Origin of the sequence: Leptolyngbya sp. AS-A5, from assembly GCF_039962495.1 — a bacterium.
In the GTDB taxonomy this organism is placed as follows: Bacteria; Cyanobacteriota; Cyanobacteriia; order Leptolyngbyales; family Leptolyngbyaceae; genus Leptolyngbya.
The window spans coordinates 293,882-316,189 of record NZ_JAMPLL010000002.1 but is presented as its reverse complement, the minus strand read 5'-3'; the positions used below and the strand labels follow the sequence as shown (position 1 = coordinate 316,189).

Here is a 22,308-nt window from a genome sequence, read left to right as displayed (position 1 = left end):
AGTCTCTATCACTATAGGCAGACTTTCTCAGATCTTCATCAGTTGAATACAATTGTTTTACGGAATGCTTGCTATTGTGTCGGTTGATCAGATCGTGTGAATGAGGAGTGTTTAGACATGATGACCTTGGTACGCGAGTCTGCTTTGATGCAAGGTGAAATCTTGCTGAAAACAAAGCCGCATTCTGCTTGGGGAGGGGCTGTTACTGCACAGATGTATTTACCGATCGCGCCTGATTTCGTATGGCAACAGGTGACAGATTATCCCCGTTGGACGCAGTATTTTCCAGATGTGACATGCAGCGAAGTGCGGCAAGTGATTTCACAGCGAACTAAGCGAATCTATCAAGCTGCAAGTAAAGCATTTTTGATCTTTACGGCACAGGTAGAAATCACGCTGAATGTTCTCGAAACTCATCAACAACGAGTTCAGTTTTTTCTCGAATCTGGGAGTTTCAGTGATTTTTATGCGGATTTGCAGCTACAGCCCTACGAACAAGGAACGATTCTGTCCTATTCGGTGCAAGCAACTCCGACAATTCCAGTTCCCAGTTTTTTGATTGAGCAAGCCATTCGGCTCGATTTGCCTGTGAATTTGCGACAGATGCGATCGGTGATTTGTGCAGGGCGGTAAGCCTCAGATTTAAAGATTGAACCTCCGAATCGTCAAACTCGGAGGTTTTTGAGTGATCTAGCTTTCGTAAGCGTCCATCGGTAAGCAGGAACAGACTAGATTGCGATCGCCATACGCATTGTCAATTCGCCCTACTGCTGGATAGAACTTGTTCGCACGAGTCCAAGCGGTCGGGAAGATTGCCTCAGCACGGGAATAGGGGCGATCCCAATCAGCCGTCAGATCAGCAACGGTGTGCGGTGCATTCTTGAGGAGATTATTGGCGCGATCGACCTTTCCGGTTTCGATCTCTCGGATCTCTTCACGAATCGCAATCATGGCATCACAGAGGCGATCGAGTTCTGCTTGGGATTCGCTCTCGGTGGGTTCGACCATGACGGTTCCAGCAACGGGCCAAGAGACGGTCGGCGGATGGAATCCGTAATCGATTAACCGTTTGGCAATGTCATCGACTTCGATTTCTGCGCTCTTTTTGAACTCCCGCAGATCGAGAATGCACTCATGCGCCACTAAGCCATTTTTGCCTTTGTACAACACCGGATAATGTCCTTCGAGGCGTTTGGCAATATAGTTGGCGTTGAGAATCGCAATCTCGGTGGCTTCGGTCAAGCCGCGCCCGCCCATCATCGCAATGTACATCCACGAAATTGGCAGAATACTCGCACTGCCCCAAGGAGCCGCCGATACCGCTCCGATTCCTTGGTCTGTGCTGGTGGGAACGATCGAGTGATTCGGCAAGAAGGGCACAAGATGGGAAGCAACGCCGATCGGCCCCACTCCAGGCCCGCCACCCCCATGCGGAATGCAGAAGGTTTTATGCAGATTCAAATGACAGACATCCGCACCAAAATCACCGGGACGGCATAATCCCACCTGTGCATTCATGTTCGCGCCGTCCATATAAACTTGTCCGCCGTTTTCATGCACGATCGTACAAATCTCCCGAATGCCTTCTTCAAACACACCATGCGTTGAAGGATACGTCACCATCAAGGCAGCAAGGTTTTCGCGATGCTGTTCGGCTTTGGTTCTGAGATCGTTTAAATCGATATTGCCTTCGCTGTCACAGGCGATCGCCACTACTTTCATGCCTGCCATGACTGCACTCGCCGGATTCGTTCCATGTGCCGATTGTGGAATCAGACAGATATTGCGATGCGTATCCCCACGACTTTGATGATATTGCCGAATTACCAAGAGTCCAGCGTATTCACCTTGAGATCCCGCATTCGGTTGCAGCGAAATATCTGCAAATCCGGTGATTTCAGAGAGCCAGGATTCAAGCTGTTTGAAGAGTTCCTGATAGCCTTGTGTCTGGTCGATCGGTGCAAACGGATGCAGTTGTCCGAATTCTGCCCAGGTAATCGGCACCATTTCTGCGGTTGCATTCAGTTTCATTGTGCAAGAACCAAGCGGAATCATCGCAGAAGTGAGTGATAAATCTCGCGACTGCAAGCGATACATATAGCGGAGCAATTCGGTTTCCGATCGATAAGCCGAAAACGTCGGATGCATCAGATAGTCTGAGCCTCGCACGAATTGAGTGGGAATCCGAGCGGCGGGAATTTCGGGTAGAGCTGCGCGATCGCTAAAACTCCTCAGAATATCGATTAAATCGGTTTGCGAAACGGTTTCATCGATCGAAACTCCGATCGTGTCTGCATCGATCTTGCGTAAGTTAATGCCTTGCTTCAAAGCCTGCGCCAAGATCTGATCCGCCTTACCCGGAACTTCGATGCGTAAGGTATCAAAGTAAGGCTCGGTTCCGAGTTTGAAGCCTGCGTGTTGAAGGGCGATCGCCAACTGTACGGTCAGGCGATGAACGCGAGCAGCGATCTGTTTCAATCCAGACGCGCCATGATAAACGGCATACATTCCCGCAATCACTGCGAGTAACACTTGCGCGGTACAAATATTGCTCGTCGCTTTGTCGCGTCGGATATGTTGTTCGCGAGTTTGCAGCGCCAGTCTTAATGCAGGTTGACCATTGCGATCTTTTGACACTCCGACTAATCTTCCGGGGAGCTGGCGCTTGTAAGCTTCTTTGGTCGCAAAGTAAGCAGCATGAGGGCCTCCGTAACCCAGAGGAACACCGAAACGCTGAGTATTTCCGATCGCAATATCCGCGCCAAATTCTCCAGGTGGTTTCAGCAGCGTCAAACTAAGCAAATCCGCCGCCACCGTGACCAATGCACCCGCTTGATGAGCGCGATCGACAAACTCGGAATAGTCATAAATTGCGCCATCGGTTGCTGGATATTGCAGCAATGCCCCAAAGATTGGCGTATCAAATTCAAACGTGCGGTGGTCTCCCACAATCACCTGAATCCCAAGCGGAATCGCGCGAGTTTGAATGACTTCGATCGTTTGCGGATGACACGCGCTCGACACCCAGAAGGTTTTTGCACTGTTTTTGACCAGTCCAAAACTCATTGCCATCGCTTCGGCGGCTGCCGTTCCTTCATCCAGCAACGAGGCATTAGCGATTTCCAGTCTAGTCAAATCCATCACCATCGTCTGGAAGTTGAGCAGCGCTTCGAGACGACCTTGAGCGATTTCGGGCTGATAGGGCGTGTACTGCGTGTACCAGCCGGGATTCTCTAAAATGTTGCGCTGAATCACCGGAGGCGTGATGCAATTCGAGTAGCCCATGCCGATAAACGATCGCATCACCTGATTTTTGACGGCGATCGCTTTGAGTTCTTTCAGCATTTCATACTCGCTTCGCCCCGATTCGATCTGGAGCGGACGTTTGATTCTAATGCTTTGAGGAACAGCTTTATCGATTAGATCTGCGATCGAGTTCAAGCCCAACACCTGAAGCATCGCTTGAATTTCCGCACCCCGCACCCCGATATGGCGATCAACAAATCGATCTGTGTAAGTTAATTCAGTTTGTGCGGGAGTGCGATCAGAAGACTCAGAAGCATCAAAATCAACGGAAGCACGATCGTAGTCAAAAGGCGCAGTCACTGTGGGTTCAGACATAGAAGGTGAGCGGTTTAGGGTAACAAAGTGGAGCTTCTAGAATTCGGCTTTGAAACTAAAAACGTGGAGCGTCAATACCATGAACGTTAAAGATATCAAAATTAGTTAGAAACATTCTGCAATAATTAACCCGCTAGCGAAACTAGCGGGTGTAAAGCTATCGTGAATTTACGGAGTAGATTTCGGAAATTACGGAGAGAATCTCAACTTCCCTCGACCATACTGCGATATTCATCGGCAGACAGCGCATCTTCTAGCTCCGAAACATCGCTTGCACTCACTTTGATCAGCCAACCTGCCTCGTAGGGATCATCAACTAATTTCTCCGGTGCGTCCATCATCTCGGTGTTGACTTCCAGCACCGTACCGCTTACCGGAGCTTTCAAATCTTCTACCGCTTTGACGGATTCGATCGTGCCGAATCTTTCGCCTTTTTCAACCGTGTCCCCTGGTTCCGGCAATTCCAGAAACACAATATCGCCAAGCTCATCGATCGCGAACGCCGTAATCCCGATCGTAACGGTGTAGTCGTCAACTTTGGCGTATTCGTGGGAGTCCGTATATTTCAGAGTGTCAGGATATTCAAATGCCATGGGCGATCAAGGGTCAAATTGCACTTCTTATTCTATTTCGTTGCGCGGTAGAACGGACGCTTGACGACGATCGCGCCATAGTTTTTCCCGCGAATGCCAATTTCGAGCAGCTGTCCTGGTTTTGATAATTCAGTCGGGACGTAACCCAGCGCGATCGCTTGTCCGACGGTCGGCGCTAAGGTTCCACTAGTGACGATTCCCACGGCTTCTCCGTCTGAAAAAATCGGGTAATCGTGACGGGCAATATTTCGCCCTTGCATTTGTAAGCCGACGAGCCGTTTTTTGACCCCGTTTTGCTTTTGGGCTTCGAGGATCGATCGCCCAATAAAATCGCCCTTCGTATCAAAATGTACCAGCCATCCCAACCCCGCTTCGAGTGGAGTCGTCGAATCGTTGATGTCCTGCCCGTAAAGCGCCATTGCTGCTTCTAATCGCAACGTATCCCGCGCTCCCAATCCGCAAGGCGTGACACCCGTTTCCAGCAGCGATCGCCAGAGATCGATCGCACCCTGCGGATCAAGCATCATCTCAAATCCGTCTTCTCCGGTGTATCCCGTCCGTGCAATAAAGGCACGATGACCCAGAATGGATGTTTCTAGATGTCCAAACGGTTTGACGTGCGAGAGATCTTGATCCACGATCACGTTCAAATGCTCAACCGCTTTCTTTCCTTGCACCGCAATCAGCGCTTGAGCATCAGAAAGATCCTGAAACTCAACATCGGTTAGATTCGCTAACAACCAATCGCGATCTTTCTGAGTGGTTGCTGCATTCACAATTACAACCCAGCGATCGTCCCCTTGAAAATAAAAAATCAGATCATCGATAATGCCGCCCTGTGGATTCAGCAGCACCGTGTATTGGGCTTGCCCCGGCTGTAGGCGGCTTAAATCCGAGGGAACAAGCTTCTGAATTTGGGGCAGCACACTTTTACCCGTGAGCGTGAACTTGCCCATGTGCGAAATGTCGAACATTCCCGCATTCGATCGCACCGCATGATGCTCCTGGGTAATTCCGCTAAATTGCACAGGCATTTCCCAACCCGAAAATCCGGTCATGCGGGCATTTAGCTCGATCGCTAACTCATACAAAGGGGTGCGGCGCAGAGAATTCAAGGGAGGTCTCGCAGAACTTTACATCACTCTAAAGTTACCATTTCTCTCAATTTTCGATTAGCGGATGTATCGCAGATTGCAAACCGATAAAAAATTTTCCTCGATCGATCCCCAATTGCAATTCTCTGACCGAAACCCCTTGTCAACTTTGCCATCCAGACAGACACTAAGGATGGGAGTCGAAGTGGAACTGCGAGGTTAATCTGTGAAGAAGGTATTAGCAATTATCCTGGGAGGGGGTGCTGGAACCCGTTTATATCCGTTGACCAAACAACGGGCAAAACCAGCCGTCCCATTAGCCGGAAAGTATCGATTAATTGATATTCCCGTTAGTAACTGTATCAATTCCGAAATTTTTAAGATCTACGTTCTGACTCAATTCAATTCCGCTTCTCTTAATCGCCACTTGAGCCGCGCCTATAACTTCTCTAGCTTTAGCGAAGGATTTGTTGAGGTTCTTGCTGCTCAACAAACTGCCGAAAACCCGAACTGGTTCCAGGGGACTGCTGATGCTGTACGCCAGTATATTTGGCTGTTTCAAGAATGGGATATCGAAGAATATTTGATCCTTTCTGGTGATCATTTGTACCGAATGGATTACCGCGAATTCGTGCAGCGCCATCGCGATACGGGTGCAGATATTACCCTGTCGGTTGTGCCGATCGATGAAGCTCGCGCCTCGGACTTTGGCTTGATGAAGATTGATCAGAATGGACGAGTGATCGACTTTAGCGAAAAGCCCAAAGGCGATGCTCTCAAAGCAATGCAGGTGGATACAACAGTGCTGGGTCTAACGCCCGAAGAAGCCCGTCAAAGCCCCTACATTGCTTCAATGGGGATCTACGTTTTCAAGAGAGAAGTGCTCGAACAACTGCTGAAAGAAGCTCCTAGCCAAACAGACTTTGGCAAAGAGATTATTCCGGGTTCTGCTCAGAACTACAACGTTCAAGCCTATCTGTTTAACGACTACTGGGAAGACATTGGGACGATCGAAGCGTTCTATGAGTCCAATTTGGCACTTACGCAGCAACCCCGCCCACCCTTTAGCTTCTACGACGAAACCGCACCGATCTACACTCGTCAGCGCTTTTTACCGCCGAGCAAGTTTCTCGATTCGCACGTCACCGAATCGATCATCGGTGAGGGCTGCATCTTAAAGAACTGTCGGGTGCATCATTCGGTATTGGGAGTGCGATCGAGAATCGAAGCCAATTCGGTAATCGAGGACTCGTTAATTATGGGGGCTGACTTCTATGAAGGTCAGGCTGAGCGCCAGTCGGGACTCGATTGCAGCAGTCCCGGAGTCCCACTTGGGATTGGATCGGACACGATTATCCGTCGAGCGATTATCGACAAAAACGCTCACATCGGCTGCAATGTGCAGATCGTGAATAAAGATCGAGTTCAAGAAGCCGATCGCGAGAATCTCGGTTTCTACATTCGCAGTGGAATTGTTGTGACATTAAAAGGTGCGGTGATTCCCGACGGAACCATCATCTAGGGTTCGCTTAATTCTACTCATTGGCTTACCAGGGAGCGGGAAATCAACTTACGCCCGCTCCCTGCGTTCGTGCATGATTTCAACCGATACTATCCGCGCTCAACTGTTCGGAGACGAAGCCGTTCAGGGAAGTTGGCTCAAAATTTGGCTAGAGGTGCGATCGCAGTTTCAGCAAGCCGTCAGCGCGATTCGATCCGGTGAAATTGAGTTCGCCATCTACGATGCCACGAATGCCGTGAGAAAACAGAGACGAGCCGCGATCGCGCTTGCTCGAAAATCCGGCTTCACTCATATCACTGGAGTTTGGATTAATCCACCGATCGAGGTCTGCTTAGAGCGCAATCGAATGCGCGATCGCCAAGTTCCCGATGCAGTGATTCATCGAATGGCGCGTCGATTATACGGCGCGCCCCCCGCACTCGACGAGGGGCTTGATGAACTCATCCTGCTTGAATCGGCTCAATTCAGAGACGACAGCGACATTTTCTTCTCTAAGGCTTGACTGCGCGTCAACGTCGATAATTTTTGCAGCACTTCTTGAGCCAGCATCACAAACGCCTTCGATCCCGCAGTTCCGGGATTGGTCAGTACCACAGGTGAAAAACTATCGATCGCTTTTGAAACATTTACATCCGACGGAATGCGCGTTTTGAATAACTTCGCTTCGCTAAAATCTTCGTTCAACCGCTTCATCACTTGCCCGTAATAGCGGCTGGTCAAGATATTTCCAGACAGCGAGAAGGCAATTCCAAGTAGATCTAAATCGACCTGAGTTAAATCTGTTTTGTGCATCTCTTTCAGCTTGTTAATTCGGCGCTCTAGAAGCTGAATTCCGATGAGCGAAAGTGGCTCAGGTCTTGCGGGAATTAAGTAGAAACGACTCGCAAGTAAGGCACTCCGAGTAATCAGGTTATATCCTGGAGCACAATCGAGCAAAATCAGGTCGTAATCGTTCGCGATCGGCGCAAGAACTTTCTGAATCAGGTTCTTTTCAAACACATTCCAAACGTGCTCAAAATCGGTTTCCTGCTTTTGTAGCGCTGTTTTGTGCAGCATCTGGGAAACCAGAAATTCATCATATAAATCAATATCACCTGGCAGCAGATCAAAGCCTTTTAGCTGACACACATATTTGTGAATCGCATCTGGAACGACTTGCGGCAGTTTTGGGTCTGAAGTGATTGCGCTTTGAATCAGGTGTCTTAAGGTGCGCTTATCGTTACGCAGTCTCGCGAAGTCTGCGGGCGGCATCAAGCTCAGAGTTGCGCTGATTTGAGTGTCCAGATCGACTAGAAGAACTCGCTTTTGGTGATACTTTGCCAAACAAGCTGCCAAGTTGACGGATAGAGTTGTTTTACCGACTCCGCCTTTCATGTTCGTCATCGCGATCGTATATGTCATGCTCGCCTCCGATGATGCGTCAAAATCGCTACCCTAACATTTGGGTCATCATACAGCGTTCTGATTTAAGTTGATCAAATCAAATTTCAAAGCACATTCATTCCAACAACCAAAATTCATCGCTTTCTGCGAACGCCGCTCAGCTTCAACACATCTTCGATCGTTGAGCAATAGTTCTCCATACCAAACGTAGCGGGACTAATCGGATTTTGGTGGATAAAGTGACGGTAGCGCAACGCAAACCGATCCCACTCGCCCATCTGAATCCGAAACAGAAAAATCACCAGATCCGCAAGTAGAAGCAACGGAAAGCCCAGCATCGGCTTGAGGCCCCGGTAGAAACAAAGCTCATCAAATACCTGATTGACCGTAATTTTCTGATTGCCCACTACAAAACTCTTTTCCTTCGGCGGGTGATCCACAAAATGCCGCACCACTTGAGCAATATCATGAGCGTGAATAAAGTGAAAACTGCCATCAGCACGGAAAAAGCGAATCAGCTTCGCCCACCTTGCCACCTCTGGAATTCCAGTTGTCACCGCCGAGTAAGGATAACACTCTCCACCGCCGATCACTAAGGTCGGGAACAGCTTGGTAATTTTAGGTGCGATCGCCAACCCGGCTAACTTCTCGTAACAGGTATACTTGGATTTCAGATAATCGTTGCCGATCGTAAATGCTTCAGGCAGCAGTTGATTGTTGCGATCGAGAATACTAGCGGTCGAAAAATATATCACTTGCTCGACGCGCTCTGGATCAAGCATCGAGAGCAATTGCAGATTGCTTTGCACATTGACTTCTTGAATCCCTTCTCCGCCCCAAGCTGTCGCCGCTAGTATCACACAATCGATCGTGCTTAGAAGTTCTCGATGTTGCTCAATCTCACGCAAATCTGACTCAATTACAGTAATGCCCGATCGCGCCGTCAGATCAATCTTGATCTTGCTAGCATCACGAACGAGCAGAAACAGTTCATGTCGAGTGTTTTGAATCAGGGCTTCGACAAGATAGTGACCAATGCAACCACTTGCACCTGTCACGAAGATTCGCTTGCTCATTGAGGAATTCAGGGATGAATGATGAAAGACAAAGTGCAGGAGGAAACCCTATGAATTAACAGAATAAACGGTTCTGCCCAATTCTGATCCGCTCAATGCCTTTCATCGTCGAAATTTCATCAACGTGCAGCAGCAAGAAGCTGATCCACTTGCTTCGCCGTTTCAAAAAAGTAGGCTGCATTTTCCTCCGGGGTATTGGGGAGAATGCCATGTCCGAGGTTCAAAATGTGACCACGGTTGCCTGCTTTGCGAATCGTGTCGAGAATGCGATCGCGGATAAATTCCTTTGATCCAAACAACACACCCGGATCAAGGTTGCCTTGCACTTTCATCTCTTTACCGAGCCGAGCGCGAGCATCCGCCATATCGACCGTCCAATCGATCGTCAAGATATCCGCTCCCGCTTTTGCCATGCGTTCTAGGAGTCCAGCGCTTCCTGTCACCAACAGAATGAGCGGCGTGTCCGGATGCACCTGTTTAATCTTGCGGAACACCTGCTGTTGATACGGCAACGCAAACGTATCGTAATCTTGGGGGCTAAGTTGTCCTGCCCAAGAATCGAACATTTGGATCACTTGTGCACCACAGTCGATTTGATAGCAAGCGTAAGTCGCGATCGCATCTGCCAGCTTCGACAACAATTGATGCAGAATCGCCGGATCAGAAAATGCCATATTTTTGATGATCGAATAGGTCTTCGATCCCTTGCCTTCGACAGCGTAAGCCGCTAATGTCCAAGGCGCACCGACAAACCCCAGAACCGTTGCTTCATTTTTGACTTCTTCGCGCAGAGACTTCAAAATCGTTTTGATAAACGGCATCGTTTCTTCGGGAACGAGCGGATGCAGTCGATCGATCTGCGCTTGAGTGCGAATCGGATCAGCAATGATCGGGCCTTTTCCCTCAGCGATGTCCATCTCGATTCCGAGACCGGGAAGCGGAGTCACAATGTCGGAAAACAGAATCACGCCATCGGGCTTGAAAGCTCTCCAAGGTTGCAGCGACACTTCGATCGCGACCTCTGGAATTTCAGAGCGTTCGCGGAACGACGGATAGCGATCGCGCAGATCTCGATAGGCTTTCATGTAGCGACCAGCCTGTCGCATCATCCAAACTGGGGGACGATCTAACACTTCGCCCCGTGCTGCCCGTAACAAAAGTGGAAGTTGCGAAGAACCCGTCATGCAGAAGCCTCTTGATAAAACCTTTTGTTTTCTACATTTCTTAGCCTATCACTGGAGGGGATCTGGTATAGCCGCAATCCCAATGAATGTAACGGTTTTGAAATATTCCATCGCTCGAACGGCCGATGTTTGTAACCACGAAATAGCTCTAATAACAGAGTCACTTCTCAAGCTTTAGTCAGATTAATTTGACGTTTGAAGTTTATATTCTGAAGCTGTTCAAAGTTGATAAAAGGATAAAAACAATGACTAAATTTGCTGCAAAACTCGCATTAGCTTCTGCTTTGATTTTGGCTCCGATGTCGCTGCCTGCAATGAGCCAAACTGGAACCGGAACTGGAACCGGAACTGGAACCGACACGACCACTCAAGACGCAGGTTATCACCAAGAAGGACGCAACGGTTACTGGGGTCTGTTGGGCTTGCTCGGTTTGTTCGGTTTAATGGGACGCAAGAGCAGCCGCGATGAGCATTCTTCGACGGGTGCAACTGCATATCGTGATCCGGCAGATGTATCGGGAACCCGCGATCGCTACTAATCGGTTAGACAACTCAAAAGCTTAACGGCATGGAAGCAGAAAAGCCTTTCATGCCGTTTATTGGTGTTTAATACTACACAAACGGAAATTATTTCTTAAATTTGCTAAAAATAAAGCTCAATCTGCAAACTTAACCTCTTTTATTTAATTGAGTCGCTTTTTCTTGTAATCATTTGAGCATTCGCGATTCACCAATTCATTCATCAAGCTCAAGTGTTTCTTGAAGCTCATCATTTTCGTAACGCCTCAGAAACTCTTCGGTTGAAAGTTGGTATTGAGCTTCAAAAGCTTCAAGTCGTGTTTGAGTTCGTTGAATTCCAGCTTCAACCGACGAAAGTGATTCGGCGATCGTAGCTTCAATCAGCGATCGCAGATTGGGATACTGAGAGATGAGTTTCAGTTCAGTCATGAGGAGCGATCGTAAATAATGCTTCTTTAATTTTGCCGTAGTTTCTGAAGTGCAAGAAGCTCGGACAGTAGAATGAAATACCACTCGCTTAAGGTCTAATCGTGTAAATCGGCGTCCCAAACTCCGACATAAATACGATCGCGCTCGTTCCGCTCAATGACACCTTTGAGATTGCCTTGTTGAAATCGGTAGCGATTGCGTTCTCGCCGATAAACTTGCTTCAACCCGTTGATGACTTCCGATGTGGCGCGGCTACCTAGCATTCCATTGACGGTCACTTGCAGCGTTAAATCATCAACCGATTGAGCAAATGATGCTTCAGTTTGCCGAATCTGGCTTGTCGATCGGTCGTACAGATAGGCAAGCGTAATTCGATCGGGTACAACTTCATACAAAGCGCTGCGAGTATTTTGCCAATAGCCGCGCCCTGTTTGTGCAGGCTCTCCCAGAATTGCTCGCACTTCCTGTTCCGACGTGCCAACCGCGAAACCAGGAACACGACCCGTTGATTGAGTTTTTGTTTGAGAAGGTTCCGGGGTAGACGGCGCGACCGGAGTTGCTTCAGGGCTGGGAGATGGCGGAATCGAAGCGCTAGGTTTGGGTTGGGGTAGGTCGATTTGGACGGGGGACGGACTTGGGGCTTCAGACGGCGTAGGCGAAATCGAAGGGAGTGGACTCGGAGAATTCAGCGTTACGGCGGGTTCAGATATTTGGCGCGATCGCGGCGAGAGCAGTGCGATCGCCACTCCAGTTAAGGTGAGTCCGGTTAAAGCGGCAAGCAGCCAAGCTAGGCGCAATTTTGGCTTTGTCGTTGCGATCGGTTCTTCGGTTCTTGGGGCATACGCGATCGTTGCGGCAGTTGCAGTCGAAACTTTGGAAGCCTGCGTTACAGGAGCAGTGAAGGTTTGTGACGGCGTGACGGCATCCTGTGGCAGAAGGGATAACCATTCTTCAACGCTGGCAGAGCGCATGGCGGCGTTCATTGCCATCCCCCGCAGAATTGCCTGGTTCACACCCGGACTAACCGAGGGTTGGAGTTCTCGCGGTTCGGGCATTCGTTCGTGATCTCGTAGAATCGCTGCGATCGGAACGGTTGCTGTAACTAATGCGTATAGCGTTGCGGCTAAACCGTAAACATCGCTTGCAGGACTGCGTTTTTGCTGAGCGAAATATTGCTCGATCGGTGCATATCCGACTGACATCATTTGGGTATGCGTTTGCGTTGAATTCGGTGTGAATTCCCGTGCAATGCCAAAATCGATCAGAATGGCTTCTTGGGTACCTTCACGAATAATAATGTTTTCAGGTTTGATGTCTCGATGCAGCAATCCGTTGCGGTGTACCACTTGTAGCGCTGAGCCGATTTGCCGGATGTAGTGAGTTGCGATCGCTTCCGATAGCGGTCGATTCGGAAAAACGATCTCCTCCAGTGTTTTGCCCGGAATGTAATCCATCACCATGTACGAGCGATCGCTTTCGATGAAAAAATCACTCACGCGCACAATATTCGGATGCACACACAGCGCCAACCGCCGCGCTTCATCCTGGAATTTGCGCTCGAAATCGGCAAAATTTCGCTCGAATCGTAGGGACTCATTCAACGTTTTGATCACTACAGTTTGATGCAAAAAGTGATGAATCGCCTTATAAGTCACACCAAATCCACCCTGACCAATAATCGCTTGCAGGGTGTATTTACCGTTTGAGAGCGTTGTACCAACGAGAGAATCCATGCCAAATCAAGCCTGACCGCTTTATGATTGAACCGCATTTCGAGGCAGAGTGCATCGGAGTTGAGTGATAGTTTCTGCTGAGTTCATTGGCAGCTTGACCAATTCTAACCGACCCTTCATAAACTCCATGAGATTCTGATTCAGCAATAGACTAAATCCTAACGAGGGCGGTTCCAAATCGGGTGGCGCTTCTCGTTTGAGCAAGTCGATCGCTTCTTGCCAAACCTCAATCGGGCGTTCGTCTTCCAAATCGATATACACAAAATTCGCATCTGCGTGTGCCGAAAGTTTAATCGAGCCTTCCTGCATCGTCGAGATCGCGCTGCTAATCAAACTGGTTAACACTTGCAAAAGCGATTTGTGATCGGCAATAGCCCTGAGGTCAGGATCAGGTGAGGCTAAATAAAAGGGTAGATTCCGATTTTCCGATAATAGATGCGTTAAAGAATATACATTATCAAACACATCAGAAATAGAAACAGGTTGTAGGTCTAATTTGCCTGTTCCGTATTCAGTTTTAGAAATATGAATAACCTCATCGAGTAGCTTGACTAGCTTGAGTGCAGACTCATTTGCCTGGGCAATAAATTCGCGTTCTTCTTCAGGTGATTCACACAAGTCCGCAAGAATGAGCTGATGTGCGCCGATCATGCCGTTGAGGGGCGATCGCAATTCATGAGACGTTCGCGCCAGAAATCCCGCTTTGAATTGGCTGAGTTCGAGCAGCGATCGATACGCTAGTTCAAGCTCCTGATTATTCTGAGGAGCCTTTCGGGCCAACCATCCACCGACAAAACCGAGGCTCAATCCTGCAATTAAATAAATCCAGTTCATGCTTGCCACCGCTAATCCCGTCTACGAGTTTAGCGGTGGCAGTGAATTTCTAGGCGGTTTTGCCGACTACACCTTCAACCAGCCAGTTCATCGATTCAAGCTCGATCGCAGTTGCGCCGTAATCTTTACCTGCTGGAACGACTGTTTTTCCGGTGTTATCTTTCAGTCCACCTTTATAAATCACCAGTGAACCCGACTGCATTTTCGCGATCGCTGCATCTGCATCTTTTTTCGCAACATCAGACACCGCAGAACCAAAGGATGAGATCTTCACGAATCCATCCTTGTATCCGCCTCTAAGCAAATGCGGAATCCCACCATTCATCAGCGTCTTGCCTTCTTGAATCATCTTGGCATATTCGCTATACACCTTTGTCCAATCCCACTCCGCACCCGTCAGATAGCCCTTCGGTGCCAGCGATGCCTGGTTGGCGTGATAGCCCGACGTAAACACGCCCCGTTTTTCTGCGGTTTCCATCACTACTTTTGGACTGTCCACATGGCAGGTAATAACATCTGCGCCTTGGTCAACCAAGCTGTTTGTGGCTTCAGCTTCTTTGACCGGCAGCGACCAATCCCCCGTGAAAATCACCTGAGTTGTAATGTTCGGCTTGATGCTACGTGCGCCTAACGTAAAGCTGTTGATGTTGCGAAGCACTTGTGGAATCGGTTTTGCTGCCACAAAACCGAGCTTGCCTGTTTTGCTCATGTGCCCAGCGACTACGCCCGCAACGTATTGGGCTTCGTCGATGTAGCCGAAGTAGCTTCCCACATTTTTTGGGTGTTTATTGGCATCGTAGAGTCCGCCACAGTGGAAGAACTGCACTTCAGGGTAATCGGCGGCAAGTTTGAGAATGTGCGGATCGAAGTAGCCAAATGACGTTGGAAACAAGACCGTAGCTTTATCTTGCTCGATCATGTTCCGCATGGCTTCTTGGACTTCGGTAGTTTCAGGAACGCTGGCTTGATCGACCGTTTTAACATTTAGGGCTTTCAACCCTTCTTTGCCCTGAGAGTGCGCCTGATTATAGCCGAAGTCATCTTTAGGTCCGACGTAGATGAACCCCATGGCAAGCTCTTTTCCTGCCGCTGGACTTGTACCTGGGGTCGTTGTTGCGGTGTTTGTATTGTTAGCCGGCGTACATCCTGTCCAGAGTTTCGAGGTTGCGCCAAAGGCTCCGGTCGCCAGGAGTCCCCGCACAACCTGACGGCGGGAAACTCGTGAATGACGCTCATCATTCTTGCTCATCGTTGATTCCTTTTTCGGATACTAATAAACGCGATCGATTGAAGTCTGTTTCCTCCAATCAGATTGTATAGTCTGTCACAATCCTGCTTTTAGGGCGGTGATGAGCGCGATCGAGTCGGAGACTGCCCCAAAGACACCGCCCTGCATTTTGATCATCTTGAGCGCTGCAAGGTAGTTTCCATAATCGGTTGCGCCAGTACAATCAGACAGCAGCAAGCATTCGTAGCCGCGATCGTTGGCATCTCTCATCGTGGTGTGTACACAGACATCGGTTGTAATTCCGGTGAGAATCAAATTCTGAATATTCTTGCGTTTCAGAATCAAATCCAGATCGGTTGCATAAAACGATCCTTTTCCGGGTTTGTCGATGAGCACTTCTCCGGGCAAGGGTGCCAGTTCAGGAATGATTTCCCATCCAGGTTCGCCCCGCACCAGAATTCTTCCACAAGGCCCTGGATCACCAATACCAGCGCCGATCTGCTGCGATCGCCAGCGTTTATTCTCCGGTAGATCTGACAAATCCGGGCGGTGTCCTTCGCGGGTGTGAATAATCGTGTAGTTGAGCGATCGCAGGACCGTCAGCAGATTGCGGATCGGTTCGATCGGAGCGCGGGTCAGCGACAAATCATAGCCCATTTTGTCAACATACCCGCCCTTGCCACAGAAGTCCGTCTGCATATCAATCACAATCAGCGCCGTGTTTTCAGGACGCAGATCGCCATTAAACGGATAGGGATACGGATCAGCCTCAACGAACATCATGCTTAACCTCCGGTCACAGAGGTCGGGAGTTCTTCGCCACGGTACGATCGTGTCGGAGTCGCAAATCCGCAAGAGGTTCCATCGGTGTAAATCACTTCGTCTTCCCAAGGCAAGCGATAACTGCCATTGACTAAATCTTGCATATAAGTGTAAGGACAGTCTTGCGCTCCACCTTTTACCGCCACGTAGCCGCGATGCCCGAACTGATAGATATTATTTTCAACGCTCCAATGCTTCCGGGCTTCACGCACCAGATCCGGGCGTAACTCTGCGGTGATGATCTCATCCGGACGATGGCTACCCATCACCAGCGGCGCACCGTCGAAGTTCACAAACATACCTTCACCCATCGAGTCAAACGTGCCATCGGTGCCGCACATGCAGACTGAGGCAGTGTACATCAGATTGCAAAACGCGTTCGATTGATTGGTGACTTGCCAGGAGTGACGGATTGGAGCGGTGTAGCCTGCGGTACGAATCATGATTTCTGCACCTTTATAGGCACATTCACGCGCCATTTCCGGGAACATGCCATCGTGGCAAATGATGAGCGCGATCGTGCTGCCGTTCGGGCCTTCACACACAGGAATCCCCAAGTTTCCAGGCTCCCACGGTTCGACTGGAACCCAAGGATGCAGCTTGCGGTAATACAGTTTCAGTTCTCCGGTGTCGTCGATGATGATACCGCTATTATAGGGATTGCCGTGGGGGTTGTATTCCATAATCGAAAAGCATCCCCAGATGTGATTGTCCCGGCAAGCTTTCTGAAACGCTTGGACTTCTTTTCCGTCTAAGCGGCACATGATTTCTGAATTGGTGTCCATCGACAAGCCATGCAGCGAGTATTCAGGGAAGACCACCAGATCCATCGTCGGCATATTTCGTCGCGCTTTGCCGACCATCTGGCAAATGCGATCGGTCTGTGTCGCCAGATCATCGGGTGTCACCACGTTCGGAAGCTGCAACTGCACCAACCCCAAAACCACACCGTTTGGAGTCTTGTTTAAGCCACCTAGTCCACTCATCATCCTGCCCTCAAGATTGTTTGTGTGTCAGCTTTATCACACTTTTCTGAGGGCAATTCGTGCCTTACGATACGGTTAGAGACCTGCCAGTTCCTTTAAGCGCTGAACAAACGCAGGTTTACCAAACGCTGCAAGGCTTTCTTGGCGTAACCACTCTGCCGCACAGCGCTGATCCTCGCCTTTGAGCATTTCGATGCAGGCGATCGCCACTTCATCGGGGTCACGATGCGGAACTCGCCACCCTAAACGCCCATCTTGCAATGGATCTGCCGATCCATCTGCATCCCCTGAAAGCACAGGTACGCCGCACGCTAATGCTTCCAAATACACAATGCCAAAGCCTTCTTGAGACGGCATCACATACGCATCTGCAAGACAATAATGTTTCGGAAGTTCCTCAGCGGCAACGAATCCGGCAAACACAACGTGATCGCTCACGCCCAAGTCTTCCGCCAGTTTTGCTAATCGTGGCTGATCGTCTCCTCGCCCAATCACCAAATATTTCACATTGGGAAACACTCGGAGAATTTGTGGCAAAGCGCGAATTGTGACATCTACACCCTTATAGGGATCGCCCGACCACAAGCGGGCAACAGTCATTAAAACCTTGCAACTCTCAAGCTGGTATTTCCGCAACAATTCTGAGTCTTTTGCTTGAGGTTGAAACACGGAACCATCCACCGCACAAAAGAGGAAATCAACTTTATTAGGCTCAATTCCATTCGCTGCACAAGCTCGATCGCACGAATACCGACTAATTGCCCAAACGCGATCGGCATTCTGCAAAGCGCGTTGTTTTCCACTCGGTAACGGTTCCCAAACTTCCTTCCCGTAGGTCAACACAGTATAAGGAATTCCCAACGGTTTACAGAGCGTTTGAATTAAAGGAGCAAGGAGAATGTGACCGCAAAAAACTCGGTCCGGACGGTGCTTTAAAAGATGCGTGAATAGAGCAATCGCTAACTTTACTCGTCCCAACCTGGGCGATCGATCTTTGCAGTAATGAAACCGCGATCGATCTGATGCAAACGGATTTTCGACGGATGCGCGATCTCGTAGAAGAAAGATATCAGCGCTCAGCGTATCGATTTGCGAATAGGTTCGCAGAATATCTTTGACATAGGACTGAATTCCGCCTTCGCAAGAGAAGACTTCGAGAAAAACAAAAACATGATTCTGGGGCATAAGCAGGAAAAAGGGCGAACCGCAGTCCGCCCAGAAGAGCATCAGATTACCCTTCCTTTAAATGCCCAAATCGTGAGCGCGATCACACAATTTCAGGAACTAAAGAAGTTTCTGTGCGTCCTCTAGTCGCTCGGTCGAACGCGCTTCAGCATTTCTACCAGAATAATGTGCGCTTCTTTTGCGTCTTTTAGAGTGCGATCGAACGTCACTCGCACCGGAACCGTTTCTTCGTTCACCTGTGCCAAAAGATCCATGCCTTTTTCATCAATGGACTTCATTTCAGCAGTCGTTGCATCCTTGACCTTGCCAAAATATTGCGCGTAAACCAGCACCGCATCGCCATGATCTTTGTTCATATGGCTACAAATGCGATCGCTCACCGCAGGCGAAAAGGCTTCACTGACGGATTCAGACATAACTCCCTCCTATGCACTGATTCGATGATACCGTACTGCGAAATGAGGAGTCTTGTTCGCTAGCAGGCGGCTTTTCTGCATGTTCTACGAAGCCGATCTCACGCCTTCGGCAGATGAATCGGTGTTTCGCAATCTGGTTTCGTCTTGGGTGTAGTTCTGTCCTAACAACCGATGCAGCGAAAAACAGTGTGGTGTGTAGGAGTTTTGCTTGCTTGTGCAGCGCTATTGAGTCCCCAACCGAGTTTCTCGAAACCTGTTACTGAACCCGTTCCAGAATCACAGCCGATCGCACAACCTTTGAGATTAGAAATTCGGCTGAAACAACGGCGGGTGAATGTTTATCAGGGCGATCGTCGAGTCAAAACCTACCCGATCGCCGTCGGTCGTCCGGGATGGGAAACCCCGATCGGTACCTACACGGTGAAGCAAAAAATCCGCAATCCCGAATGGATTCATCCCTTAAATGGCTCAAAGGTTCCGGGCGGCGACCCAGAAAATCCACTCGGACAATACTGGATTGGATTTTGGACAGACGGAAAAAACTGGATCGGATTTCACGGGACTCCCAATCCAGAATCCGTCGGCACTGCGGCTTCTCATGGCTGTATTCGGATGTACAACCGCGATGTTGAAGAACTCTTCGGTAAAGTCGGTCTGGGGACAGAGGTAGTCGTCAAAAACTAAGCAATCTATGAAATTTCTTCTAGGGATAAATCGAACCACAGGCAGAGAGCCTTGATCCCTCATAGTGCCTAAACTGCAACCTATGGTTGTGAGTCCAACTTCGGATTTCGCTTCCGCCCATTCGGTGAGTTCCAATCAGTCAACCGAACTTGTCAACATCAAGCAAAAGGGAGAGTACCGATGAACGGAAAGATCAAGAAATTAGCGAGTACGATCGGCATTGCTGGCTTTGGATCATTGATGTCGCTGCCTGGGATGGCGCAATCTCCGCTAAATCCGAACCCCAGCATTTTTAACGAAGCTCCCTACAATCGGGCGGCTCAGTCTTCAACGACAACCCAAAACTCGACGGTACAAAATTCAACACAAAATTCAACAACGGGTGGCTCGACTTCGGGCGGTTCGACAACACAGCAACCGGTTTCACCGAGATCGAACCCTTCGTCGGTGCCCGTGGAAGCGAGTCCTAGTGAAGCAGGGGGTTCAACGCCTTCCTCTTCTCAAACAGCTCCTTCCACCGTCACACCGACTAACCGACCGGGTCAAGTCGCACCTGCTCCAGAAACCACTAGCCCAACTTCACCCACCACCACTCCGGGAGGTTCCTCTGGTGATGTAGTCGTACCAACTACACCCTCTGGCTCGACGGAGACCACTCCGACACCGACTCCTGACTCGACTCAAACGACACCGAGTACCACGACTCCTGACTCATCCACCACTCCGAGTTCTACTCCCTCTGAGAGTGATTCGGGAAGCAGCGGCACCTCTGGCGGTGTTCGCGCACTCTGGTAAAGCGGTATAGCCTTCAAAGAGGGGTGCGATTACACCCCTCTTTTTTGTGTCAATTGAGATGCGTTGCCCACTGTTTGACAACTTCTGCAGAGCCATACCAGCGTCCGGGCGATCGCGGTGAATGACTCACCCCTTCGTAAACCAAATTCTCCGCGCCTTCGAGATGAGCGGCTTCGATCGGCGTAATGCCATCGCCCCAAGTACCGCCCCGTCCTCCAGTGAGTTGATAGCTGCTGTAGGCAAGCCAACTACCCAACCGCCGCGCTCCAAAAATGGATTTACCCGCGACACAGACATATTTCACTTGCGGATAAAACGCACCGGGATAAGTAAAATTGACGAAATTTAGGTTCTTGAGCGTCCAGCGTTCGTAGCTCGTTTGCGGTGTACCGAGTGTCACCAGCGTTGAAACAAACTGATGCGCTTGCCAGACATAGGTGCGATCGCTGCTCATTCCATGCACATCATAGGCGTTCTCACCTAGATAAATGCGCGAAATCCACCCGCCTGCTGAGTGTCCAACCAGATTAATTTTCTCGGTAGCGTAAGTTTGCCGGACTTGTTGAACGGTACGATCGAGCGCTTCTAGAATCGGCAGTATCGATCGACCGCCCAAGGTTGGCAACCAATCTCGTTTTACTAAGGGAACCGTCACGGCTGAAATTCCGAGGTCAATTAACGTTTGCTGCATCTCGCGGTAATCGTTTGCGCCCGCAAGATACCCTGGTAAAATCACAGTCGGCAGTGCCATAAATTCATCAGTAGAAACGCTTCATGTAGGATCTTAAAGCATTTATTTGATTCCCCTATGTCCTTAGCTCCTTGGCGTTCTATTCTGGCGGGTGCGCTTCATCGCAATCGCTCTCTGCCTTATGCTCGGTATGTCCAACTTGCAACGGTTCGACCCGATGGCAGACCTGCAAATCGTACGATCGTCTTTCGCGGCTTCCTGGATGACACAAATCAGCTTAAATTTGTCAGCGACGATCGCAGCGAAAAGCCAAAGCACATCGAACATTGCCCTTGGGCTGAGGTCTGCTGGTACTTTCCAAACACCCGCGAACAGTTCCGCATTACGGGAAAGCTGAGCCTAATCGACCATACAAATCCAGACCAGCGACTGCAAACAGCACGACAACAAATATGGCAAGAGCTATCGGATAGCGCTAGAACTCAGTTTGCTTGGGCACATCCAGGACAGCTCCGCGCAGGAGACGAAACCTTTTCCCCTCCTGCACCCAGCCCAATTGATCCACTCCAGCAGTTTTGTCTACTTCTGCTGAATCCAACTGATGTGGATCATCTAGAATTACGCGGCAATCCACAGAATCGCTATCAGTATCACTTAAACTCAGAAGACTGGATTGTTGAAGCAGTCAACCCTTAACGGGACAATACTCCCTGGAAATTGAATTCCACCTGACGCACAATACTGCTAATCACACTAAAGGTTTGTCCAGTGCCGATCGGGAAATTCGGCGCGTCAGGTTCAATCACATACAGTCCAGGTGCGAGACGAGCGCGGAAAGTGCCCTGCGCGTCAGGTGTGACGCGGAAGAATTGATCGCGAGAAGTTGTGGAAATTTTTAATGCTCCTGTATAGGGACGAGTCGCGCAAGTGCTTGCAGGAGCTGTCACTGAGCAAATCGGTGTGAAAGAAACTCTGCCAGAAATTCCGCTCAACATGGTGTCGCCTGATTGCGGCATGGTGCGAATATCGGGAGGCGCAGGTAAATCAGGAAGTGGGCGGCGATAATCCCCCGGCATGGGGAATGGCTCGATCGGAATCCGTCGAGTCGGGCGAGCAGGAACTCTGGGAGTCCGGGTGGCAGGCGTGATCTGAGTTGGGCGAACAGGTCTTCTGGGAGTCCGAATAACAGGTCTTCTGGGAAGCGGGACGGGAGGAACCGCCGGAGGCGCAATCACCGAGCTAGGTGCAGCAGGGGATTCCGGTGCAGGAAGGGGTGCTTGAGCGATCAGCCAATCTTCTTTTGCTTGAGTGACGATCGGAAACAGCGCACTACTCAGAACAATCCCAGACATTCCACTAATGATCGCGCACAATCTTATTAAGCCAAACATTGCACCTTTCCTAGCTGAAGACATGGCTAATTTCTAGCACAGTACGATCGTGCGATCGAGTAGGATTCCCCTTTCTTGATGAAAGCTTCAAACGTGTATGGGAATATTTACGGAAACAAGCC

The 22,308-nt window shown here is 49.6% G+C and carries 23 protein-coding genes; 7 read left to right on the top strand and 16 right to left on the bottom strand.

What is annotated here, in order from left to right; translation table 11 throughout:
* Positions 1 to 117 precede the first annotated feature (117 nt).
* Positions 118 to 633, top strand: coding sequence for an SRPBCC family protein (locus NC980_RS03880; RefSeq protein ID WP_190379807.1), 516 nt, complete (start codon positions 118 to 120; stop codon positions 631 to 633).
* Positions 634 to 690: 57 nt separating this feature from the next.
* On the opposite strand, the gene gcvP is transcribed toward NC980_RS03880, so the two are convergent.
* The 3 genes from gcvP to gcvT form a co-directional block, all read right to left on the bottom strand.
* Positions 691 to 3,621, bottom strand: a complete 2,931-nt coding sequence (gene gcvP / locus NC980_RS03875) for an aminomethyl-transferring glycine dehydrogenase (protein ID WP_190379806.1) — start codon at positions 3,619 to 3,621, stop codon at positions 691 to 693.
* Positions 3,622 to 3,824: 203 nt separating this feature from the next.
* On the bottom strand, positions 3,825 to 4,214 hold the full coding sequence (gene gcvH / locus NC980_RS03870) for a glycine cleavage system protein GcvH (RefSeq protein ID WP_190379805.1): 390 nt from the start codon (positions 4,212 to 4,214) through the stop codon (positions 3,825 to 3,827).
* A 32-nt stretch (positions 4,215 to 4,246) separates the two neighbouring features.
* Positions 4,247 to 5,329, bottom strand: a complete 1,083-nt coding sequence (gcvT, locus tag NC980_RS03865; protein WP_190379804.1) for a glycine cleavage system aminomethyltransferase GcvT — start codon at positions 5,327 to 5,329, stop codon at positions 4,247 to 4,249.
* A gap of 205 nt (positions 5,330 to 5,534) precedes the next feature.
* Here gcvT and NC980_RS03860 point away from each other — a divergent pair, with 205 nt between their 5' ends.
* Positions 5,535 to 6,830: a glucose-1-phosphate adenylyltransferase gene (locus tag NC980_RS03860; protein WP_190379803.1), complete on the top strand. Its 1,296-nt coding sequence runs from the start codon at positions 5,535 to 5,537 to the stop codon at positions 6,828 to 6,830.
* Between the two features lie 10 nt (positions 6,831 to 6,840).
* Positions 6,841 to 7,332 (top strand): AAA family ATPase, encoded by a 492-nt coding sequence (locus NC980_RS03855; protein WP_190379969.1) that lies wholly within the window; start codon positions 6,841 to 6,843, stop codon positions 7,330 to 7,332.
* Here the strand turns inward: NC980_RS03855 and NC980_RS03850 are convergent.
* From NC980_RS03850 to hemE, 3 genes are all read right to left on the bottom strand, one after another.
* A complete protein-coding gene (locus tag NC980_RS03850; RefSeq protein ID WP_190379802.1) occupies positions 7,290 to 8,231 on the bottom strand; it encodes a ParA family protein in 942 nt (313 codons plus the stop codon). The two genes, NC980_RS03855 and NC980_RS03850, sit on opposite strands and share 43 nt — an antisense overlap.
* 116 nt (positions 8,232 to 8,347) lie before the next feature.
* Positions 8,348 to 9,289 (bottom strand): NAD(P)-dependent oxidoreductase, encoded by a 942-nt coding sequence (locus NC980_RS03845; RefSeq protein WP_190379801.1) that lies wholly within the window; start codon positions 9,287 to 9,289, stop codon positions 8,348 to 8,350.
* Positions 9,290 to 9,408: 119 nt separating this feature from the next.
* The gene (gene hemE, locus NC980_RS03840; protein ID WP_190379800.1) at positions 9,409 to 10,473 is read right to left on the bottom strand and encodes a uroporphyrinogen decarboxylase; all 1,065 of its coding nucleotides are present in this window, start codon (positions 10,471 to 10,473) and stop codon (positions 9,409 to 9,411) included.
* 245 nt (positions 10,474 to 10,718) lie between these two features.
* On the opposite strand from hemE, the gene NC980_RS03835 reads away from it, so the two are divergent.
* A complete protein-coding gene (locus NC980_RS03835) occupies positions 10,719 to 11,012 on the top strand; it encodes a WGxxGxxG family protein (RefSeq protein ID WP_190379799.1) in 294 nt (97 codons plus the stop codon).
* Between the two features lie 196 nt (positions 11,013 to 11,208).
* On the opposite strand, the gene NC980_RS03830 is transcribed toward NC980_RS03835, so the two are convergent.
* The 8 genes from NC980_RS03830 to NC980_RS03795 form a co-directional block, all read right to left on the bottom strand.
* The gene (locus NC980_RS03830) at positions 11,209 to 11,421 is read right to left on the bottom strand and encodes a hypothetical protein (protein WP_190379798.1); all 213 of its coding nucleotides are present in this window, start codon (positions 11,419 to 11,421) and stop codon (positions 11,209 to 11,211) included.
* A gap of 95 nt (positions 11,422 to 11,516) precedes the next feature.
* A complete protein-coding gene (locus NC980_RS03825) occupies positions 11,517 to 13,154 on the bottom strand; it encodes a serine/threonine-protein kinase (protein ID WP_190379797.1) in 1,638 nt (545 codons plus the stop codon).
* Between the two features lie 21 nt (positions 13,155 to 13,175).
* Entirely contained in the window at positions 13,176 to 13,988 is an 813-nt protein-coding gene (locus NC980_RS03820; RefSeq protein WP_190379796.1) for a HAMP domain-containing sensor histidine kinase, read from the bottom strand.
* A 49-nt stretch (positions 13,989 to 14,037) separates the two neighbouring features.
* Positions 14,038 to 15,237, bottom strand: a complete 1,200-nt coding sequence (locus NC980_RS03815) for a BMP family ABC transporter substrate-binding protein (RefSeq protein ID WP_190379795.1) — start codon at positions 15,235 to 15,237, stop codon at positions 14,038 to 14,040.
* 75 nt (positions 15,238 to 15,312) lie between these two features.
* Positions 15,313 to 15,996 (bottom strand): isochorismatase family cysteine hydrolase, encoded by a 684-nt coding sequence (locus NC980_RS03810; RefSeq protein ID WP_190379968.1) that lies wholly within the window; start codon positions 15,994 to 15,996, stop codon positions 15,313 to 15,315.
* 5 nt (positions 15,997 to 16,001) lie between these two features.
* On the bottom strand, positions 16,002 to 17,024 hold the full coding sequence (locus tag NC980_RS03805; RefSeq protein WP_190379967.1) for a formamidase: 1,023 nt from the start codon (positions 17,022 to 17,024) through the stop codon (positions 16,002 to 16,004).
* Positions 17,025 to 17,099: 75 nt separating this feature from the next.
* Positions 17,100 to 18,209: a glycosyltransferase family 4 protein gene (locus tag NC980_RS03800; protein WP_199298785.1), complete on the bottom strand. Its 1,110-nt coding sequence runs from the start codon at positions 18,207 to 18,209 to the stop codon at positions 17,100 to 17,102.
* Between the two features lie 122 nt (positions 18,210 to 18,331).
* The gene (locus tag NC980_RS03795; protein ID WP_190379793.1) at positions 18,332 to 18,625 is read right to left on the bottom strand and encodes a DUF2470 domain-containing protein; all 294 of its coding nucleotides are present in this window, start codon (positions 18,623 to 18,625) and stop codon (positions 18,332 to 18,334) included.
* 171 nt (positions 18,626 to 18,796) lie between these two features.
* On the opposite strand from NC980_RS03795, the gene NC980_RS03790 reads away from it, so the two are divergent.
* Together NC980_RS03790 and NC980_RS03785 are read left to right on the top strand one after the other, a co-directional pair.
* The gene (locus tag NC980_RS03790) at positions 18,797 to 19,309 is read left to right on the top strand and encodes a L,D-transpeptidase (protein ID WP_190379792.1); all 513 of its coding nucleotides are present in this window, start codon (positions 18,797 to 18,799) and stop codon (positions 19,307 to 19,309) included.
* A gap of 180 nt (positions 19,310 to 19,489) precedes the next feature.
* Entirely contained in the window at positions 19,490 to 20,104 is a 615-nt protein-coding gene (locus NC980_RS03785; protein ID WP_190379791.1) for a hypothetical protein, read from the top strand.
* A gap of 49 nt (positions 20,105 to 20,153) precedes the next feature.
* On the opposite strand, the gene NC980_RS03780 is transcribed toward NC980_RS03785, so the two are convergent.
* Positions 20,154 to 20,855 (bottom strand): alpha/beta hydrolase, encoded by a 702-nt coding sequence (locus tag NC980_RS03780; RefSeq protein ID WP_190379790.1) that lies wholly within the window; start codon positions 20,853 to 20,855, stop codon positions 20,154 to 20,156.
* Positions 20,856 to 20,912: 57 nt separating this feature from the next.
* Between NC980_RS03780 and NC980_RS03775 the strand changes: the two genes are divergently transcribed.
* Positions 20,913 to 21,491 (top strand): Npun_F5749 family FMN-dependent PPOX-type flavoprotein, encoded by a 579-nt coding sequence (locus tag NC980_RS03775; protein WP_190379789.1) that lies wholly within the window; start codon positions 20,913 to 20,915, stop codon positions 21,489 to 21,491.
* Here the strand turns inward: NC980_RS03775 and NC980_RS03770 are convergent.
* Positions 21,488 to 22,210 (bottom strand): hypothetical protein, encoded by a 723-nt coding sequence (locus tag NC980_RS03770; RefSeq protein ID WP_190379788.1) that lies wholly within the window; start codon positions 22,208 to 22,210, stop codon positions 21,488 to 21,490. The two genes, NC980_RS03775 and NC980_RS03770, sit on opposite strands and share 4 nt — an antisense overlap.
* Positions 22,211 to 22,308: the final 98 nt, after the last annotated feature.